This window comes from Peribacillus aracenensis (assembly GCF_025175645.1).
In the GTDB taxonomy this organism is placed as follows: domain Bacteria; phylum Bacillota; class Bacilli; order Bacillales; family DSM-1321; genus Peribacillus; species Peribacillus aracenensis.
The window spans coordinates 41,785-56,094 of record NZ_JANZMJ010000038.1 but is presented as its reverse complement, the minus strand read 5'-3'; the positions used below and the strand labels follow the sequence as shown (position 1 = coordinate 56,094).

Sequence of the window (14,310 nt, the reverse complement as noted above, 5' to 3'; positions counted from 1 at the left end):
TCCTGCTTTAACCGAAGGTTTTCCTTCTGTATGGCGGCTAATTCCTTTGGGGTCATGGACTCTTCTCCTAAACCGATAGGAGTAAATTCTTTAACCCATTTATAAATAGTAACTTCTGATACGCCATTTTCGCCGCTTAAGTCTTTGACCGAATTACCCGAGTGATAAAGATCTACAATAGTCTTCTTAAATTCATTATTATATTTTTTACCTGTATTCTTACGTTCCAAGACGGACACATCCTCTCAAAAATCATTGTAAGGACTTAACTAAAATGTGTCCATGAAACTATACTAACTCCACTATTAATAAGTTTCTTCTCCCTTAAAAAACATTAAGAGGAAGGGATGATATATATTTTATCTTTCTCTACTCATATGCCTTCTTAAAAATTCTTTTCGTCTCATTTCCTTATTTTCTCCTGTATTTTCTTTGCTGACGTCTTCATTTGTTAGCTTTTTTTCGTTTATTTTATCTTTATTCAACTTTTCTAAAAGTCGGTTTTCTATTTCCTTTACATTAGGTTGGGTTGGCATGAACTTTATACCACAATCTATTAAATTCTTTATTCTTGAAGCTTTATTTTCGATATTTTGAATATCCCTTTCATTTATCAATCTATAAGGATTTCTATTAACAGCATATTCTTTTTGAATATAATCTTTTGTTGCAGGGAACATATCTTGTATAACGAAAGCTTGTTTTCTAGAACCAACATTACATATATGAGCAATATCACATGGTCCACCTTTTGATTCTCTATTGTCAATTATTCTTTCGAACTTCTCTATCCTTGAAGATAAGGGTATAAACCATAGAATTTCTTTATTATCATCTTCAAACACAAAATAATTCGGCTGAGATTAGCCTTTATTATTTTTCAAATTTTGATCTGGAAAATCTTCAAAGTATTCATCTTTAATTGTGTATATATAATGTTTATTTGGATTCATTTTTTTCACCATATTTCCTAGAACAAAAAAAAAGAAGCTAGAGAATTTTAAAAATTCTCTAGCTTCTTTTATAACTAAATATACTTTACAAGCCCCGATTTTATTAATCGCAGGCGGGGTTTGCGATTCCTTCTTCTTAGTCGTCATTAGGAAAAACGACTCCTTTTTTATTAGTCGCTTAAGGAACAGCGACAAACTTACCGTATTTAATATACCTAATATTATATATTTCAACTCAAAAAATGTCAATAAAATTAACGTTCTAATTGCTTTTGTTTATATATTCTCTTTTTTGATTCTTCTCGATTTTTAACTGTCAATTTTAATTGTTCGTTCCAATCCTTACCTTTTGTCGGCAATTCTTGTTTCATCAAATACGAAGTACCATCCTTTCTTTTAACTTCTAACAAACTTAACTTATCGACAAAGGCTGTTCCTGCCTTATCATTATCTACACAAAGCGAAACACTCTCTGGTGTGTTCTTTAATTGCTCTTTTGCTTTTAATACATAATTATAAACAGTATTATGCTTTAAACCTTCCATACTGATTAACCAGGTATCCTTTAGTTCTTTTTTATTTAAGGTAGCATGACTAAGTAGATCAATAGATGATTCAAAAAATTTTAAGTGTTTGGGTTCTCCATTTTTTACATTGAATCCATAATTAGCAGTGGAATTTTTTTGTACGGACTTCCAGGTTCCTCTTTTGAATTTTTCGGATTTAATGGTACCTTGTTCGCTGCAACCCATTATATTTTCGTAATCTTTCCAAAGAAAAAGTACGTTATTATATTTGTCTTGTTTAATTAACCCTTTATCATGTAAATTATCTACTAGTTCTGCATCAATTTTCCTTTCATTTATTAAGTAATCTCTAGCTTTATCGAATTTCTCAACTTCTTTTTCAGGCGAATATTCATAAAGAACAACTACAAACTCTACATTTTCATTTTTTTGATAATCGTGGTTTTCATCAAGCAACCTATTCATAGCTCCCATAAAGTTTGTTTCTTCAACTTCTTGAACAAAATTGATGACATTTCCACCTTTTCCTTTACTATTCCAGTAAAAAACATTCTTTCTTCTGTCTATAACACAGCTATCATGCTCTACCAATCGGTAATATCTTTCATTATCGCTTTGTACATCAATGCTATTTTGAGCACAAAAATCAATAATATCTATTGCTTCAGCTTTTTTTATATCTTCTTTTGTATACATAAAGTCCCCTCCTATTTACTTCAAACCTATAAGTAATTTAGCTTGATTTATTAAATTTCCTAAATCTCCGGTTAGATTAAAACCTGTAAAGGAAACGATACTAAAATCTAATGTTTTTATTTCTAGTATCAAAATTGATATACTTCCGAGAAAGATAAAATTTTCCACCATACTTCCAGTTCGATACCAAACAACACCCATTCCAGATTGAAAGCTTTGGTCTGATAAAGGAGTTAACCATTTAACCCCTGATTTACTGAAACTGTCCTCAACAATGTGTAATATATATCCCAGAATGAAATAAAGACCTATAATAGCCTTAAAATTTGTTAACCCTACCATTAAGACTATTGTTAAAAAAACGATTAAAATTCCCGCCAAAGAATGCGTTATACCTCTATGACCAAAAACCTTATTTAATACATCTGAAATTCCTCTTGTTCTGCAGCCTATCCACGAATGAGGTTCATCTATATCTGGAAATACAGCTCCAAGGGCCACTGCTAAAACACTTCCTATGGTCAATGTATCTGTAGCTGCCATTATTGGTAATGTCGCAACTAATGATGTTGCAAAGTGTGTTCTATACTGCATTTTTTCCTCCTTTTGAATCAAAAAAAGGCCACAAGAACTTAATCTGTGACCTAAACGTTATTTATTTGATCCTTTTCAAAATAAAAAGGAACCATGTAAAAAGGCTCTCATTATCTTTCTTGTTTAATTTTTTTGTTTTTGTTAATTTATTGTTCCAATAAAATAAGAAGTGGTGGTCCTTCCCAATGACTTTAAGCTATTTCACCTAAAGTAACTTTTGATCGGCCACTATATAATAAAACATGATTAAATGATAACTCTTTGCTTTGAAAGTAATAAAATGCCTCATCTCTATTCATATTGAATAAACTCATAAAATAAGTTTCTGCTTCATGAATATCGCCAGCAACTACCACTTCTTTTTCCGTTACTTGAAAAAATTTAACTTTATCAATATTTTCCTCTCCAAATGAATCTTCCATTTTGGTAAAATCACCTCTCCATCTGATGACTTAAGGCCATTTGTGCTTTTTTACTAATATCAGTACTTAATTGTAAGTTGGATAAATTTTGTTTATTATCTAAACCTAATCTTTCGTTTACTTTTTCAAAGTCCTTAATACCAGGATTTTTTAATACGCCATGTTTTTGCATTCGTTCATTAAAATCTGTTTTATTTTCACTTTTAGCAAAAGTGAAATCTTTAATGAATTCCTGATTATATGAAAAATGACCATTCGCTTCCTGTGCTTGAGCTGCAGTTACAATGTCTGAAACTGTACCCAACTTTACAGGCTGCGATTGGCCATTATAGTAATAATATATGTTTTTATTATCTACGATTGGTTCTGGTTCTTTACTGGTCATTTCACTTAGATCTACATCGTAAAAACAGGTGGTCCTATAAATTTCTTCATCATCTGCATATAGTTCATTCCAATCTTTATCTGTAAAAACCAATTTATGAGCATCCTCTGATAAAATCATCCCACTTCTAAAATGAAAATATCCTTCGTCTTGTGCAATTGCTTTGCCAGAAAGGTCACAGTGAAGTACTTCATCCTGATCAATAGGGAATACTGGATCTTCCTTTTCTATTAGTTGGAAATCACCAAATTTCAAGTGTTGATTACGCCATTGATCAAAATGTTTACTTTCTTCTACAGCAAGGTGATTATGCCAATTTTCTTCGAGTTTTACGATCGTTTCTTTGTCTGCTAACTCATTATCCTTAATGTGATGTAAAGGGTGAACATATTCTTTAATGTCATATTTACCACTGAATGATTTAATTTCCCCGTCTTCTGGAATAGCTACTGTATATATAACCTCAGCATATTTATATGGTTCAATATCTTGACTATTCACTTCGCCAAATGACCTGAAATCATCTGACACACCATGTAAATACATTTTAGGTTCATCAAATTTCACTTCACCATGTGCTTCTTCATATTGATAAAGTGAACGATAAGTTAAGTATTTGTTAAAGTCTTCAGGGTTACTATATTCTAACTTCCTCCAAAATTCCGTATTTTCTAGATCTAACTTTTCAGAGGTTAACCCATTATTAGTTTGGATCAAAAATAGTTTATCATGATACGTTTCCGGTTCTTGCTCTGCTGTTAGTTCTTGTTCTTTTTCATGCGAAATAACCGTATCCATTACTTCAATAAATTCGGCTGCTGTTCTATGGACACCTTCCATAGCCTTTTGTTTATTTTCTAATTTTTGACCATTATTAGTCCACCTAGCGATATAAGGAATAGCTTTTTCCGATGTATCCATACCATAGTGCTTACAAACAATATAGGACGTTAATTCAGCTTGAAACTCTAATGTATATGTATCGCTTGAATTCCTTATTTCGCTACCTATGTAGTGCATTTTGGCGTGTGCCAATTCATGAATGGCTGTAGCTAAGTTTTGTGTAGGTGTATTTCTACTGTTTAATAAGATCTCTTTATTAGTTGTATCTAAAGTATCTTGAATGAATGCTCCTTTTGCTGCTCCTAACTCTGTTTGACCCATTTCAGACATTTTCATATCTCTTATTTCAATGTCTAATCCTTTCGCAACAGCTTCTATTCCTTTTAATAACTGCGCTGCATTATTGCCGTCATCAATTTCAAAATTATATTGTCTATTAGGAAATATTTTGGGTAAATCTTCAATCGGAGCATTAGTTTGAGATATATCAAAAACATGGCCTTTATTATAGTTATTTACCCTTGTTGTAGGAATCTTTCCTTCTTTTATTAATTGCTTTTCTTCTTTTGTTGCAAATTTTATTTGCTTTCTTTCTCCATTAGCATCTTTAAATAAAGTAACCGGAGCATAACTTAAAATATCAATTCCTTTTTCCCCTTTATTAACTGAATATCCTTTATCCTTCCAGTCTTTGAAACTTGCTACTGCAATAGCTCCTTGAAATTGGTTCTGAATCAATGACATATTATTTAAAGAATAAGAATGAAATCTTGATAAAAAGTCAGCATATTCTAAAAGACTTTCGGGAGAAGTACTATACTTTTCAATCTCCACAAAGACTTTCTCTGAAAGATCTTTAATTTCTTGTTTTCTTTGTTCACTCGTTTTACGACTATATTTAGGATTAGCCAACGATAACACCTCTCTTTTCGTCATATTCTACAAAAAGAAATAGATTATTTATAACAGCTTCGTCAAAGACTTCAGCATAATATTTAATTTGCTCATCAGTTACTGAAACTTCATTTCTTTTATTAAAAATGTAATTCGCTAAAACTAATACATTATTTTCCGCATCAATTTCCTCGATCATAAATAAATCTCCTTGTGATTGCATTTCCATATTTTATCCTCCTTTTTAGTTTCATCATCCTTTTTATATCGGTCTTTCAATCATGATTATCACCCCCTTAATTGATTTATCTTGAATTCATAATATATCTTATATAGTTATTTATAATCTATTTTTTTGCTGTTCCCAGGCAATTCTTTGTTGCATTTGATCGAAATCTTTTTCAGCTCTATACTTATCAAAGTCATCATTAATGGCACTTTTCAACCGGTTAATATCTTTATAACTCATAATAGGCTTATGATTCTTTTTACTAAGATGACCTTTACTTTGAACTTCAGTTTTTGGAGATTCGTTTATTTTATGAATATCTTCCTTAAGTTCAATACGAACTTTATTCATTGGAGGTTCATTTATTTCCTTATAGGTGGACCGATTTTGATTAAGGGATTCACTATGTCTTTTCAACTCTTTTAATAACGAATTTCCCAGTCTTTTTTGAATATCCTTCTTTTTATTTATTGCATATTCTTTTTCGGAGCGTTCCGAATCACCAAATATATCTTTTCTATAATTGCTTTCTTCTTCCGTTCGTTCAAAATACTCTTTGTAATGTGGATTATCTTTCATAAGTGAATCAGTAATTTTATCTATTTTATCTCTTGTATTTTCCGAAATATATTTACTTCCATATTGCCAATATTTTTTATTTGAAGGTAATTCTTCATATAAATTTTCTAATAATGTTTTTTGCATTAAATTATCTTTTTGTTGATATGTATCTTTAATATCTTGGACAAGTGTATTCCTTAAAAAAGATATTCTTGAAAGTTCAACGGTACGATCAACAAGAGCATTAGCAAAAACACTTTTCATATTATCAATGGTCTTTTGCTTTCTCTTCCCTTTTGGAGCTAAATATTGTACCCCTTCTTCCTCTACAGAAATTAACGGCCGAGTATTTTTTGTTTCCACAGTTCCATAATGAATATGAATATGATCGGTATTTCTGTGAATGGAAGCGAACCAGTAACCGGATTGTATGTCTTCATCTTCAAACATTTTATCCATCATCTTATGACTGGCATGTCTAATTCTTTTTTCTTCCAACGTATTTGTTACTGGATCATATATCTTTTCTTTTATTAAGAATTCCGTATCAAAACTAATAACATCTTGATAAAAGACAGAACCATTGTTTTGTGCATTTTTGATTATTTCATTAACTTTGCCTATATCCTTTGCATCCATTTGTTCTTTGTTTATGGAGAATACACCATCCTTTACAGAGTGACTATTTATATAAGGATGCTCATTTGATGTATCATAACGGGCTGCTCTTTTTTTAACTACCTCTAATTCTTTCTTTTCTGTATCCGTTAAATCTTTTTTCTTTTCTAAAGCATATTGTCTACTCATATATGAAATATATTTAATATAATCTGTATCATCATTGAACATATCTTTTGATTTAATTATTGTTGTTGCTTCCTCTTGCCTCTCTGATAATTGTTTTTCATCATCCTCTGAAAGATAGGAAACCCCTTTCTTCATATCGTAGTTTTTAACAGCTTGATTAATCCTTTCTAATTCCCTTGTTTCTTCATTTGTTAATGAAGAAACTCTTTCATTTAACGTTTCTTTTCTCGTCATGTATTTAACATAATTAGAAAAACTTTTAGCATTCGGCGTTGTAAATTGCGATGTTAATATTATGCCTGGCTTACCCATTGCATTTCCCTCCTAATAATCTCAAAGAAAGTTACGAGAGAATGTTTTGTTTGGCGTTTTGTTTGGTGTATTCGAACTTGATTTTACCGTTGCAGAACATTGTATATTACCTTCTACATTCTTTTTAGCATCGGCATAGATATAGGTATCTACAGCTTTGCCAATGGCTTTAACCTCTTTCGCATGGAATCCACCAGCAACCATTTCCGTTAACATATCTATACTCTTTGACATAGAATTGATTTTCCTTTGAATTTCTTTATTATTGTCAGAAATTGACTCATCTTCTAAAGATAAAATGGCGTATCTAACTGCATCTGCATAATTTTTAATCCCTGGTTTGGTTTTTATAAGATCATCCATAATATCAATATTTGTTTGCGTAAAACGAATAAACTTCCCTATATATTTTTCATTCATACGAACTACTCCTTAATCAACAATTATTTATAATTCTTCTACTTGGTCCTCAATATCTATTCCACTTGCCAAAAGGTGAAATAAGCGATTATTACTATTAATAAACTCTTGTAGCTTATCAGTTTGACGATCTAATGTATGAGATAAACTATCAACCGCCTGGTCAAACTTATCTTCCTTTAATTTTGTTAATCTTAATTCACAGTCATTCTGAATTAACATTTTTATATATTCATTCCTGCTAAATTTTCTCCCTAATTTTCTAGATAGACCGTCTGCTTTTCGATCAATTTCTTTTATGTATAGAATGTCCACATTAGTAACTTTGATATCCATTTTTCCACTCCATTCTTTCAAGACCTGTTCTTTAGAAAAGAGCATAAGGAAACTCGGTGCCGCCCCTTATAAAAAGGGGGGCAAACAGGCTGTGCCTGTTGAGTTTCAGAGCTTTTCAAGTAAGTGTCATTTTCTTGATAAGAGATATAGTAAAGATATAGCGTAGATATACTTGTGATATAGCATAATATCTGTATAGATATAGTCGTTTTTTTATAAAGAAGCTCTTTTTTCTTCTAACAATTTAATTTTTTTATTTAATCCTTCGACTTTTTGGACGAAGGTATCTATATCATTTTGATGTGTTTGAATGGTTGTTTTATAACTATTAATATTATTTTTCGTTTCAAATTTTTCTTCATCGGTTTGATATTGCATATCTAATTCCAATTCTGCTATTTCTTTTTCTATTTCATTTATTGCCAATTTATTCGATTCAATTTCCTTTTTATTAAAGGTAATTTCATCTTTTAAATCCTTTTGTTGAAAGGTTATATATTCAATTTTAAAATCTCTTTCATTCCCATTTTTAAGTTGATTATTTACAATTTTTTTGGATTCATTGATATAGATTTTTACACTTCGTTCCTCCAAATCGTCATATTGTTGTAGTTCTGGATGAACATATTTCGGGACGATTGTAGTTGAGAGTACAGAGAATCCTTTAGGTATATCCTTTATAACAACTACAAAGTAATGATCATTTATTTGTGTTACTTCTGTTTTTAATGGCTTCTTATCGTCCTTAATGTACTTACTATTAATTTCATATTTAATATCCCAAATAGATGTTTCATTTGTGGAATTTTTTACTGAGAAATCCATTCTCATAAATTGTTTTTCGCTATTATATTCTTTTTTTACTAATGCAATTTGTAAGCTATTACTCAAAGTCTTATACTCATTTTTTTGTGCTTCTTCAAATTTATACGTTCCTCCTGATAACATTGGAGAGATAAAAATAATACAAAACCCAAGAATAAAAGCACCAAAAGTGGAAGTGTATAATGTCCTTAAACTCATTTTTTTACTACTGTTTTTTTTCATTAAACTCTACCTGGCCTTTCTTATAGGCATTCTGATTCCCTGCTTTTTTTACGATTTTCACACTTAAATCTATATTTTGATATTTAACGTTTCTATATTTAGTTTTTCCGTCTTCATCTTTTTTTGTTTCTCTAATAAGTAACCAAACAACCTTTTCTCCATAATTCAAATCGAACCATTCAGCTTTAATTTTTCTTGTTAAAGTGGGTTTAACATTATGATAAAAAATTAAATAACAACCCTCTTCTGAATAATCATGTTTAGGAATTAAATCATCGATAATGGTAATCAATTTGTATTTCCACCCCTTCTATATCAATTAACTGGATAATAGACATAATTTTTAACTTTAATAGTTCCATCATCTTCCGTTTGCATTTCCATATAAACAAAACTTCTTACTTTAGTTTTTCCCTCTGTACTTTTTGCTTCATATGTAATGTCTGCTAGTATTTCGCTACTCTTTTCTTCTTTATTAGTATCTTCAATATATAAATTCAGATCGGTAATTTTAGAAGTGAAGGTAAGGTCGGAGCTTAATTGATTTTCTGAATCAGATTCATCCATTTCCGGGGCCACTTTATCCAATAGGTTGTCTGTGGTTATTGGTTTTATTTTTTCTCTACGTTCTTTTAATTGGTTGGAATCATAATTTAAATAGGCTGTAATAAACTTCCTTGCCACATCTTTATTGGCCATTTGACTTTCTAATTCTGTATTTGATATTTTTTCTTTAACTCCAGGATCGCTATTCTTTATATCAATTGTTAAATTTTTTATCGTATCTTCAAGTTTAGAGATTTTTGAATCTTTTTCTTTTAACTCATTACTTATTTGTGTTTCTACATTACCATCTTGGGAAAGAATGTTTTTAAATAGAATGGCGTTAAGGATAAGTGATCCAATTAAAAAAAGAACTATAATGAATAGTCCTTTAGGAAATTTTTTTTGTTTTGAAATATTCATTTTTTTAATCCTCACTTTCTATTTTTATTATTAATTAACTACTCTCCGAATACTATCGAAGTGCGACATCCAGTACGAGCTTGTCCAATAATGATAACCAATACCAGATCCGTTTGAGTCGTACATTCTTGTTTGGTCAACATAAATGCCAACATGACTTATATGATTGGGTCCTCCATATGTTCCTTTAAAAAATATTAAATCACCTGGTTGTGCTTCTTCCTTTGGTATTTCTATTGTTGCTTTCCACTGATCAGCAGCAACTCTAGGAAGGGAAATACCGGCCTTCTTATACGCCCATTGCATCAATCCTGAACAATCAAATCCAGTGTTTGGAGTGGAGCCACCCCATGCATAAGACCACCCTTGATATTTTAATGTTTCACTCATAATCGTTTGATAAACGTCGCTTCCGATAGGTACATCAACACTTCCAGCACCTACATATTGTTTAACTAAATCGGTGTAATAAAAATTGCCGCCATTTCTATACAAATACGTTTTACCATATGCTTGTGAAACCGCATTGACATATGAATACGTTGTACCACTATGGTTTCCTAAACTCGGTGCAACAACCGTTCTTGAATAATCTTCAGCAAGATCAATCGAATGTGTTTTATTTTCAGAAGCAAGATAACTTACGTAATTACTACCAAAATTATAACTTTGAACAATAGCCAAATTATCAGTAACTCCCAAAGAATCAGCTAATACTTTAACATTTTTTAGATACTTTACTCCTTGTTTAATACTATCTATGGGGTCTGTGAAACCATTGGGTCCTAACCCAGCACTTTCACTAGATTGCATGATATCTTTCCCTTCACCCCTCGATTCCACTTCAATTATAGCCATTATATATGGCACCAATTCAGGTACTTCTTGTCTTTCTGCTTCTCTTTGTACATCATCTAACCATCTTAATGTAGTCTCTGATAGATTTAACATACTGACTCCATCTAAAGAACCTCGATCATAGGAAGCCCCCCCAAATAATCCAATGGCCATAATAATAATAAAAAATAAGGAAAGAGCTATTAGTAAAATCTTTAAATTAAAAAAAATTGAGATTAATAATTTTATAGCTTTAATAAATTTAATCGTCTTACCTATCGTCCTTAATGAACTATCATTCTCCAATCTAATTTCTCCTTTTAAATACTTGGTTATTATTGACCACCTTTAAATCTGGCTAATTGATCATTCTCTGGATCAAATGTAACTGTATATGAGTCACTTGAAGAAGTTTGTACAATCGCTTGACCAACTTTTAAATTGGTTAACATCTGATATTCTGTATCAGTTAATGAATCGCCTAAAACTTCTTTCATTCGGCCCATAACGGAATTATCCAGGTAAAAGAAAACTTTATACTGTGTTAATTCAAATACCGTTTTTATTATGGCTACACTCTTATCACTTGCATTTTCAGGCAATATTTCATTTGGGGATTGAGTTGCAAAAAATACGCCTGCGCTAAACTTACGCATTTCTCGTTCAAAAGAAACTACATATTCAACTGCAAAAAGGTTATTTGAATTAATGATGTTATGGCACTCATCCAATAAAACCATGAAGTATCTTAGTTCTTCATAAGTGACTTTACCTTCTTCTAACAACCGTTTCATTTTACGACCATTTTTTAATGCGTGATTCCATATAAGAGTAAGAGCAGTAAACAACTGACAATTAAATACTTCTTTATCTAATTGAGAAATTCCATCTATATCGAAAAATACAATTTGTTCATTTTCAACATTTTCAATAGTGGAATGCCCGTCAAACAATGGAGCATATTGGCCTACCATTTCATCAATCATTATCTGAAGAACCTCTAACGTTCTAACACGTTGTGGAGTCGGATTCTTATATTTTATTGAACGGAGATATTGACTAAATTCACTTAGTGTTGGATAGTATTCTGGTTTAAATCCTGTTACTTTTACAGCATCAGGCTTTTCAATATAGTTTTTAGTAAGAATACCTTTGTAGATATAAAATTGTCTTAGCAGCCCTTTAAACTCTGTTAATTCGATATCAGTTATTTGTGGATTTAGAAATCTCACCATATTAGCTAATTTTGATAAATGTTGCATAAAAGAACCAAATTCATCTACATTTTCACCGTTTACATCGGTTTTAGTAGCAACTATTTCTAAGGGATTTATCATTCCACCGCCACCAGAGAGGTCAATGATTTTTCCGTTTTGCGATTTTATCAAGTCATAATAATCCCTCGCCTTATCAAATCCTCTAATAAAAGCATTTTTTGCAACAAGTCCTTCTTCTAACTGTTTCATGAACGTGGATTTCCCAAAACCCATTTTTCCTAATACGAAACCATTGAATGAACGCCTTGTATTTGTAGAATAAAAAGGATCTAACATAAAAGCTCCACCTGTTGATGTCTGTCCAAAATAAATACCTCTCGGATCTTTTAATGCTTGATGATGAAAAGGGATACCGCCACCTATTGAAGAACTAGGAAGCAATACCCCTTGTCGTGTATGATTCAATTTAGTTTGATGGTCATAACTTGTAAATAACGACATCCATTCTTGCTTTGTCTGGAATAGGAAAATTGTTGTCTTAATATTCATACCGTTTAATTCTCTTTTGGTGTCCCCCATTCTTTTTTCTAATTCTTCAAGTGAAAAGTCATAAAAAAAGATTCTGCAATGTGTCAGCTTTACGACTTCTCCCCCCTGCGTAATGCTGTGTGCAAAACCTCTTAAATTATTCAATTCATAATTAGCATCATCTTTATCGGTAGACCGCCTTTCTGTCTCTGTACGATCTCTTAATTCACCTATGGACCGGTTAATATCCTTAATAACTTCTGCTTTATTTGCTGTTGCAATATCTAAGGTTGCAATAGTATTTTGTATATTCATTAGATTAACAAGCCATAAAGCGCTAACTTCTTCAGCATAGGTGTAAACATGTAAGCAACCTACATAAGAATCGCCTGTATTAATATACCTTTCCCCGAAACTTATACCACCTTTAGGCTGAATCTTAGAGATAAAATTCATGTCATATCCTTGTTCTTTTAATTTAATGCGACTTTTTTCTTTTAATTTCAAGTTCCTAACCTCCACTTATAAATCACGTAATTTTTTTTGTATATCTTGAATATTTTTATTAATCTGCTTCATTTCCAACTTAAGTTCTTCAGAAACTTTGTTGTCATTAGATATAACAGTATTAGCCCAGGCCATCTGAAAAGAAGCGTTTCCCATATAAGCTAGAGCTTGAAACATATAATCTTCCTGTTTCCCTAAAGCGCAAATATTTTCGATATTCGGCTGTTTATATAATCGTTGATTAGCTAATTGCAAATTAAAAAACCTCCATTCTTTCATTGAAATTCTATAATTCTGTATTCATATTGTTTAATCGAAATAAAACATTCTCTATATTATTTCTATCTACTTTTTGTAAATCGAATTGTTTTCCGCCTAAACGAAGTACATCTCTCACATTCGTTTCTATTTCTTTCTTATTCTTTCCGTAGCAAACGATAAAGAAAGTTAACTCTGATAGGGATTCTTCTACCCAAGTCACTCTCCTAAGGTTATCTAAAGCTAATTTAAGCATTACTTCATGCCTATTATGTTCCACTTCTGATAAACCTTTTAACAGTAGTCTCTTGCGGTATTCTTTTATCCTACCTTTCCAGTAAGCTTGTTGCTGTGTGGTTTCTGTTGAGTATGTCATGGCTACAATTTTTAAAGGCTCTATATATACCCTGCATAAACTTGTTAATTGTTGAATCATTTTATTTAAATCTGAATTATTCATGGAAATTAGATCAGCAGTTTTAACCTTTAAAAACGCTTGATATTCATTTTGTTTATCTAATAGATATCCTTCTTTTGTAATACTTTTATATGGCATAATGTCAATTATCGGTAAATCATTTGGTTGGAAGGAAGAAAATAAAACGTCAAGGAAACCAGTTCCTTGACGTTTTGCATTCTTATTTTCGGCTACTTTCAAACTTTTTCATCCTTTCTTAACAATATTAATGTCTTTAATATCAATTGCGTGATATTTATTATGATCCATCCTCATTAAATACATTAATATACTTAAATTCCTATCGATAGGATGGTTAGGTGTTTTAGCACATAAGAAAATTCCGAATGCTGCCGATAAAATATAATAAAAAATTGTCATACCACCACTCAAATGAACAACTTTCATTACATATGTCGCAATAAAAAGCATGGCTGCCACTATACCAATATCTAATAAATAAAAGGCAAAAAGTTTAATCTCCTGTTTAGTATTTTTAGGATTTTTATACACT

The 14,310-nt window shown here is 31.1% G+C and carries 18 protein-coding genes and 1 pseudogene; all 19 read right to left on the bottom strand.

Annotation, left to right across the window (positions count from 1 at the left end; all coding sequences use genetic code 11):
- The coding region (locus N0M92_RS25405; protein WP_260288410.1) for a transposase at positions 1–230 on the bottom strand (230 nt) is incomplete at its 3' end.
- A 129-nt stretch (positions 231–359) separates the two neighbouring features.
- Positions 360–848, bottom strand: a pseudogene (cptIN, locus tag N0M92_RS25400) (type III toxin-antitoxin system CptIN family toxin); the annotation flags it as partial.
- Between the two features lie 15 nt (positions 849–863).
- Positions 864–1,100 carry a hypothetical protein gene (locus N0M92_RS25395; protein ID WP_260288408.1) on the bottom strand — a complete coding sequence of 79 codons (237 nt, stop codon included), beginning with the start codon at positions 1,098–1,100 and terminating at the stop codon, positions 864–866.
- A 107-nt stretch (positions 1,101–1,207) separates the two neighbouring features.
- On the bottom strand, positions 1,208–2,176 hold the full coding sequence (locus N0M92_RS25390) for a DUF3991 domain-containing protein (protein ID WP_260288407.1): 969 nt from the start codon (positions 2,174–2,176) through the stop codon (positions 1,208–1,210).
- A gap of 15 nt (positions 2,177–2,191) precedes the next feature.
- Positions 2,192–2,770: a metal-dependent hydrolase gene (locus N0M92_RS25385; RefSeq protein ID WP_260288406.1), complete on the bottom strand. Its 579-nt coding sequence runs from the start codon at positions 2,768–2,770 to the stop codon at positions 2,192–2,194.
- A gap of 191 nt (positions 2,771–2,961) precedes the next feature.
- Positions 2,962–3,192: a hypothetical protein gene (locus tag N0M92_RS25380; protein ID WP_260288405.1), complete on the bottom strand. Its 231-nt coding sequence runs from the start codon at positions 3,190–3,192 to the stop codon at positions 2,962–2,964.
- A gap of 10 nt (positions 3,193–3,202) precedes the next feature.
- Positions 3,203–5,332: an ImmA/IrrE family metallo-endopeptidase gene (locus N0M92_RS25375; RefSeq protein ID WP_260288404.1), complete on the bottom strand. Its 2,130-nt coding sequence runs from the start codon at positions 5,330–5,332 to the stop codon at positions 3,203–3,205.
- The gene (locus N0M92_RS25370; RefSeq protein ID WP_214809949.1) at positions 5,325–5,543 is read right to left on the bottom strand and encodes a DUF5511 family protein; all 219 of its coding nucleotides are present in this window, start codon (positions 5,541–5,543) and stop codon (positions 5,325–5,327) included. The genes N0M92_RS25375 and N0M92_RS25370 overlap by 8 nt, the downstream gene beginning before the upstream one ends.
- 111 nt (positions 5,544–5,654) lie before the next feature.
- Positions 5,655–7,223 (bottom strand): MobP2 family relaxase, encoded by a 1,569-nt coding sequence (gene mobP2 / locus N0M92_RS25365; protein ID WP_260288403.1) that lies wholly within the window; start codon positions 7,221–7,223, stop codon positions 5,655–5,657.
- Positions 7,224–7,244: 21 nt separating this feature from the next.
- Entirely contained in the window at positions 7,245–7,643 is a 399-nt protein-coding gene (locus tag N0M92_RS25360; RefSeq protein WP_260288402.1) for a hypothetical protein, read from the bottom strand.
- Positions 7,644–7,670: 27 nt separating this feature from the next.
- Entirely contained in the window at positions 7,671–7,979 is a 309-nt protein-coding gene (locus N0M92_RS25355) for a hypothetical protein (protein ID WP_260288401.1), read from the bottom strand.
- A 213-nt stretch (positions 7,980–8,192) separates the two neighbouring features.
- Entirely contained in the window at positions 8,193–9,026 is an 834-nt protein-coding gene (locus N0M92_RS25350) for a coiled-coil domain-containing protein (RefSeq protein WP_260288400.1), read from the bottom strand.
- On the bottom strand, positions 9,010–9,318 hold the full coding sequence (locus tag N0M92_RS25345; protein ID WP_260288399.1) for a DUF5513 family protein: 309 nt from the start codon (positions 9,316–9,318) through the stop codon (positions 9,010–9,012). The genes N0M92_RS25350 and N0M92_RS25345 overlap by 17 nt, the downstream gene beginning before the upstream one ends.
- A gap of 23 nt (positions 9,319–9,341) precedes the next feature.
- Positions 9,342–9,992 carry a conjugal transfer protein gene (locus N0M92_RS25340; RefSeq protein WP_260288398.1) on the bottom strand — a complete coding sequence of 217 codons (651 nt, stop codon included), beginning with the start codon at positions 9,990–9,992 and terminating at the stop codon, positions 9,342–9,344.
- Positions 9,993–10,022: 30 nt separating this feature from the next.
- Positions 10,023–11,135: a bifunctional lytic transglycosylase/C40 family peptidase gene (locus tag N0M92_RS25335; RefSeq protein ID WP_260288397.1), complete on the bottom strand. Its 1,113-nt coding sequence runs from the start codon at positions 11,133–11,135 to the stop codon at positions 10,023–10,025.
- Between the two features lie 29 nt (positions 11,136–11,164).
- Positions 11,165–13,030 carry a VirB4 family type IV secretion system protein gene (locus tag N0M92_RS25330; RefSeq protein WP_311202602.1) on the bottom strand — a complete coding sequence of 622 codons (1,866 nt, stop codon included), beginning with the start codon at positions 13,028–13,030 and terminating at the stop codon, positions 11,165–11,167.
- Between the two features lie 66 nt (positions 13,031–13,096).
- The gene (locus N0M92_RS25325; RefSeq protein WP_260288395.1) at positions 13,097–13,336 is read right to left on the bottom strand and encodes a hypothetical protein; all 240 of its coding nucleotides are present in this window, start codon (positions 13,334–13,336) and stop codon (positions 13,097–13,099) included.
- 31 nt (positions 13,337–13,367) lie between these two features.
- Entirely contained in the window at positions 13,368–13,997 is a 630-nt protein-coding gene (locus N0M92_RS25320; protein WP_260288394.1) for a hypothetical protein, read from the bottom strand.
- A 6-nt stretch (positions 13,998–14,003) separates the two neighbouring features.
- Positions 14,004–14,309: a DUF5592 family protein gene (locus N0M92_RS25315; protein ID WP_260288393.1), complete on the bottom strand. Its 306-nt coding sequence runs from the start codon at positions 14,307–14,309 to the stop codon at positions 14,004–14,006.
- Position 14,310: the final 1 nt, after the last annotated feature.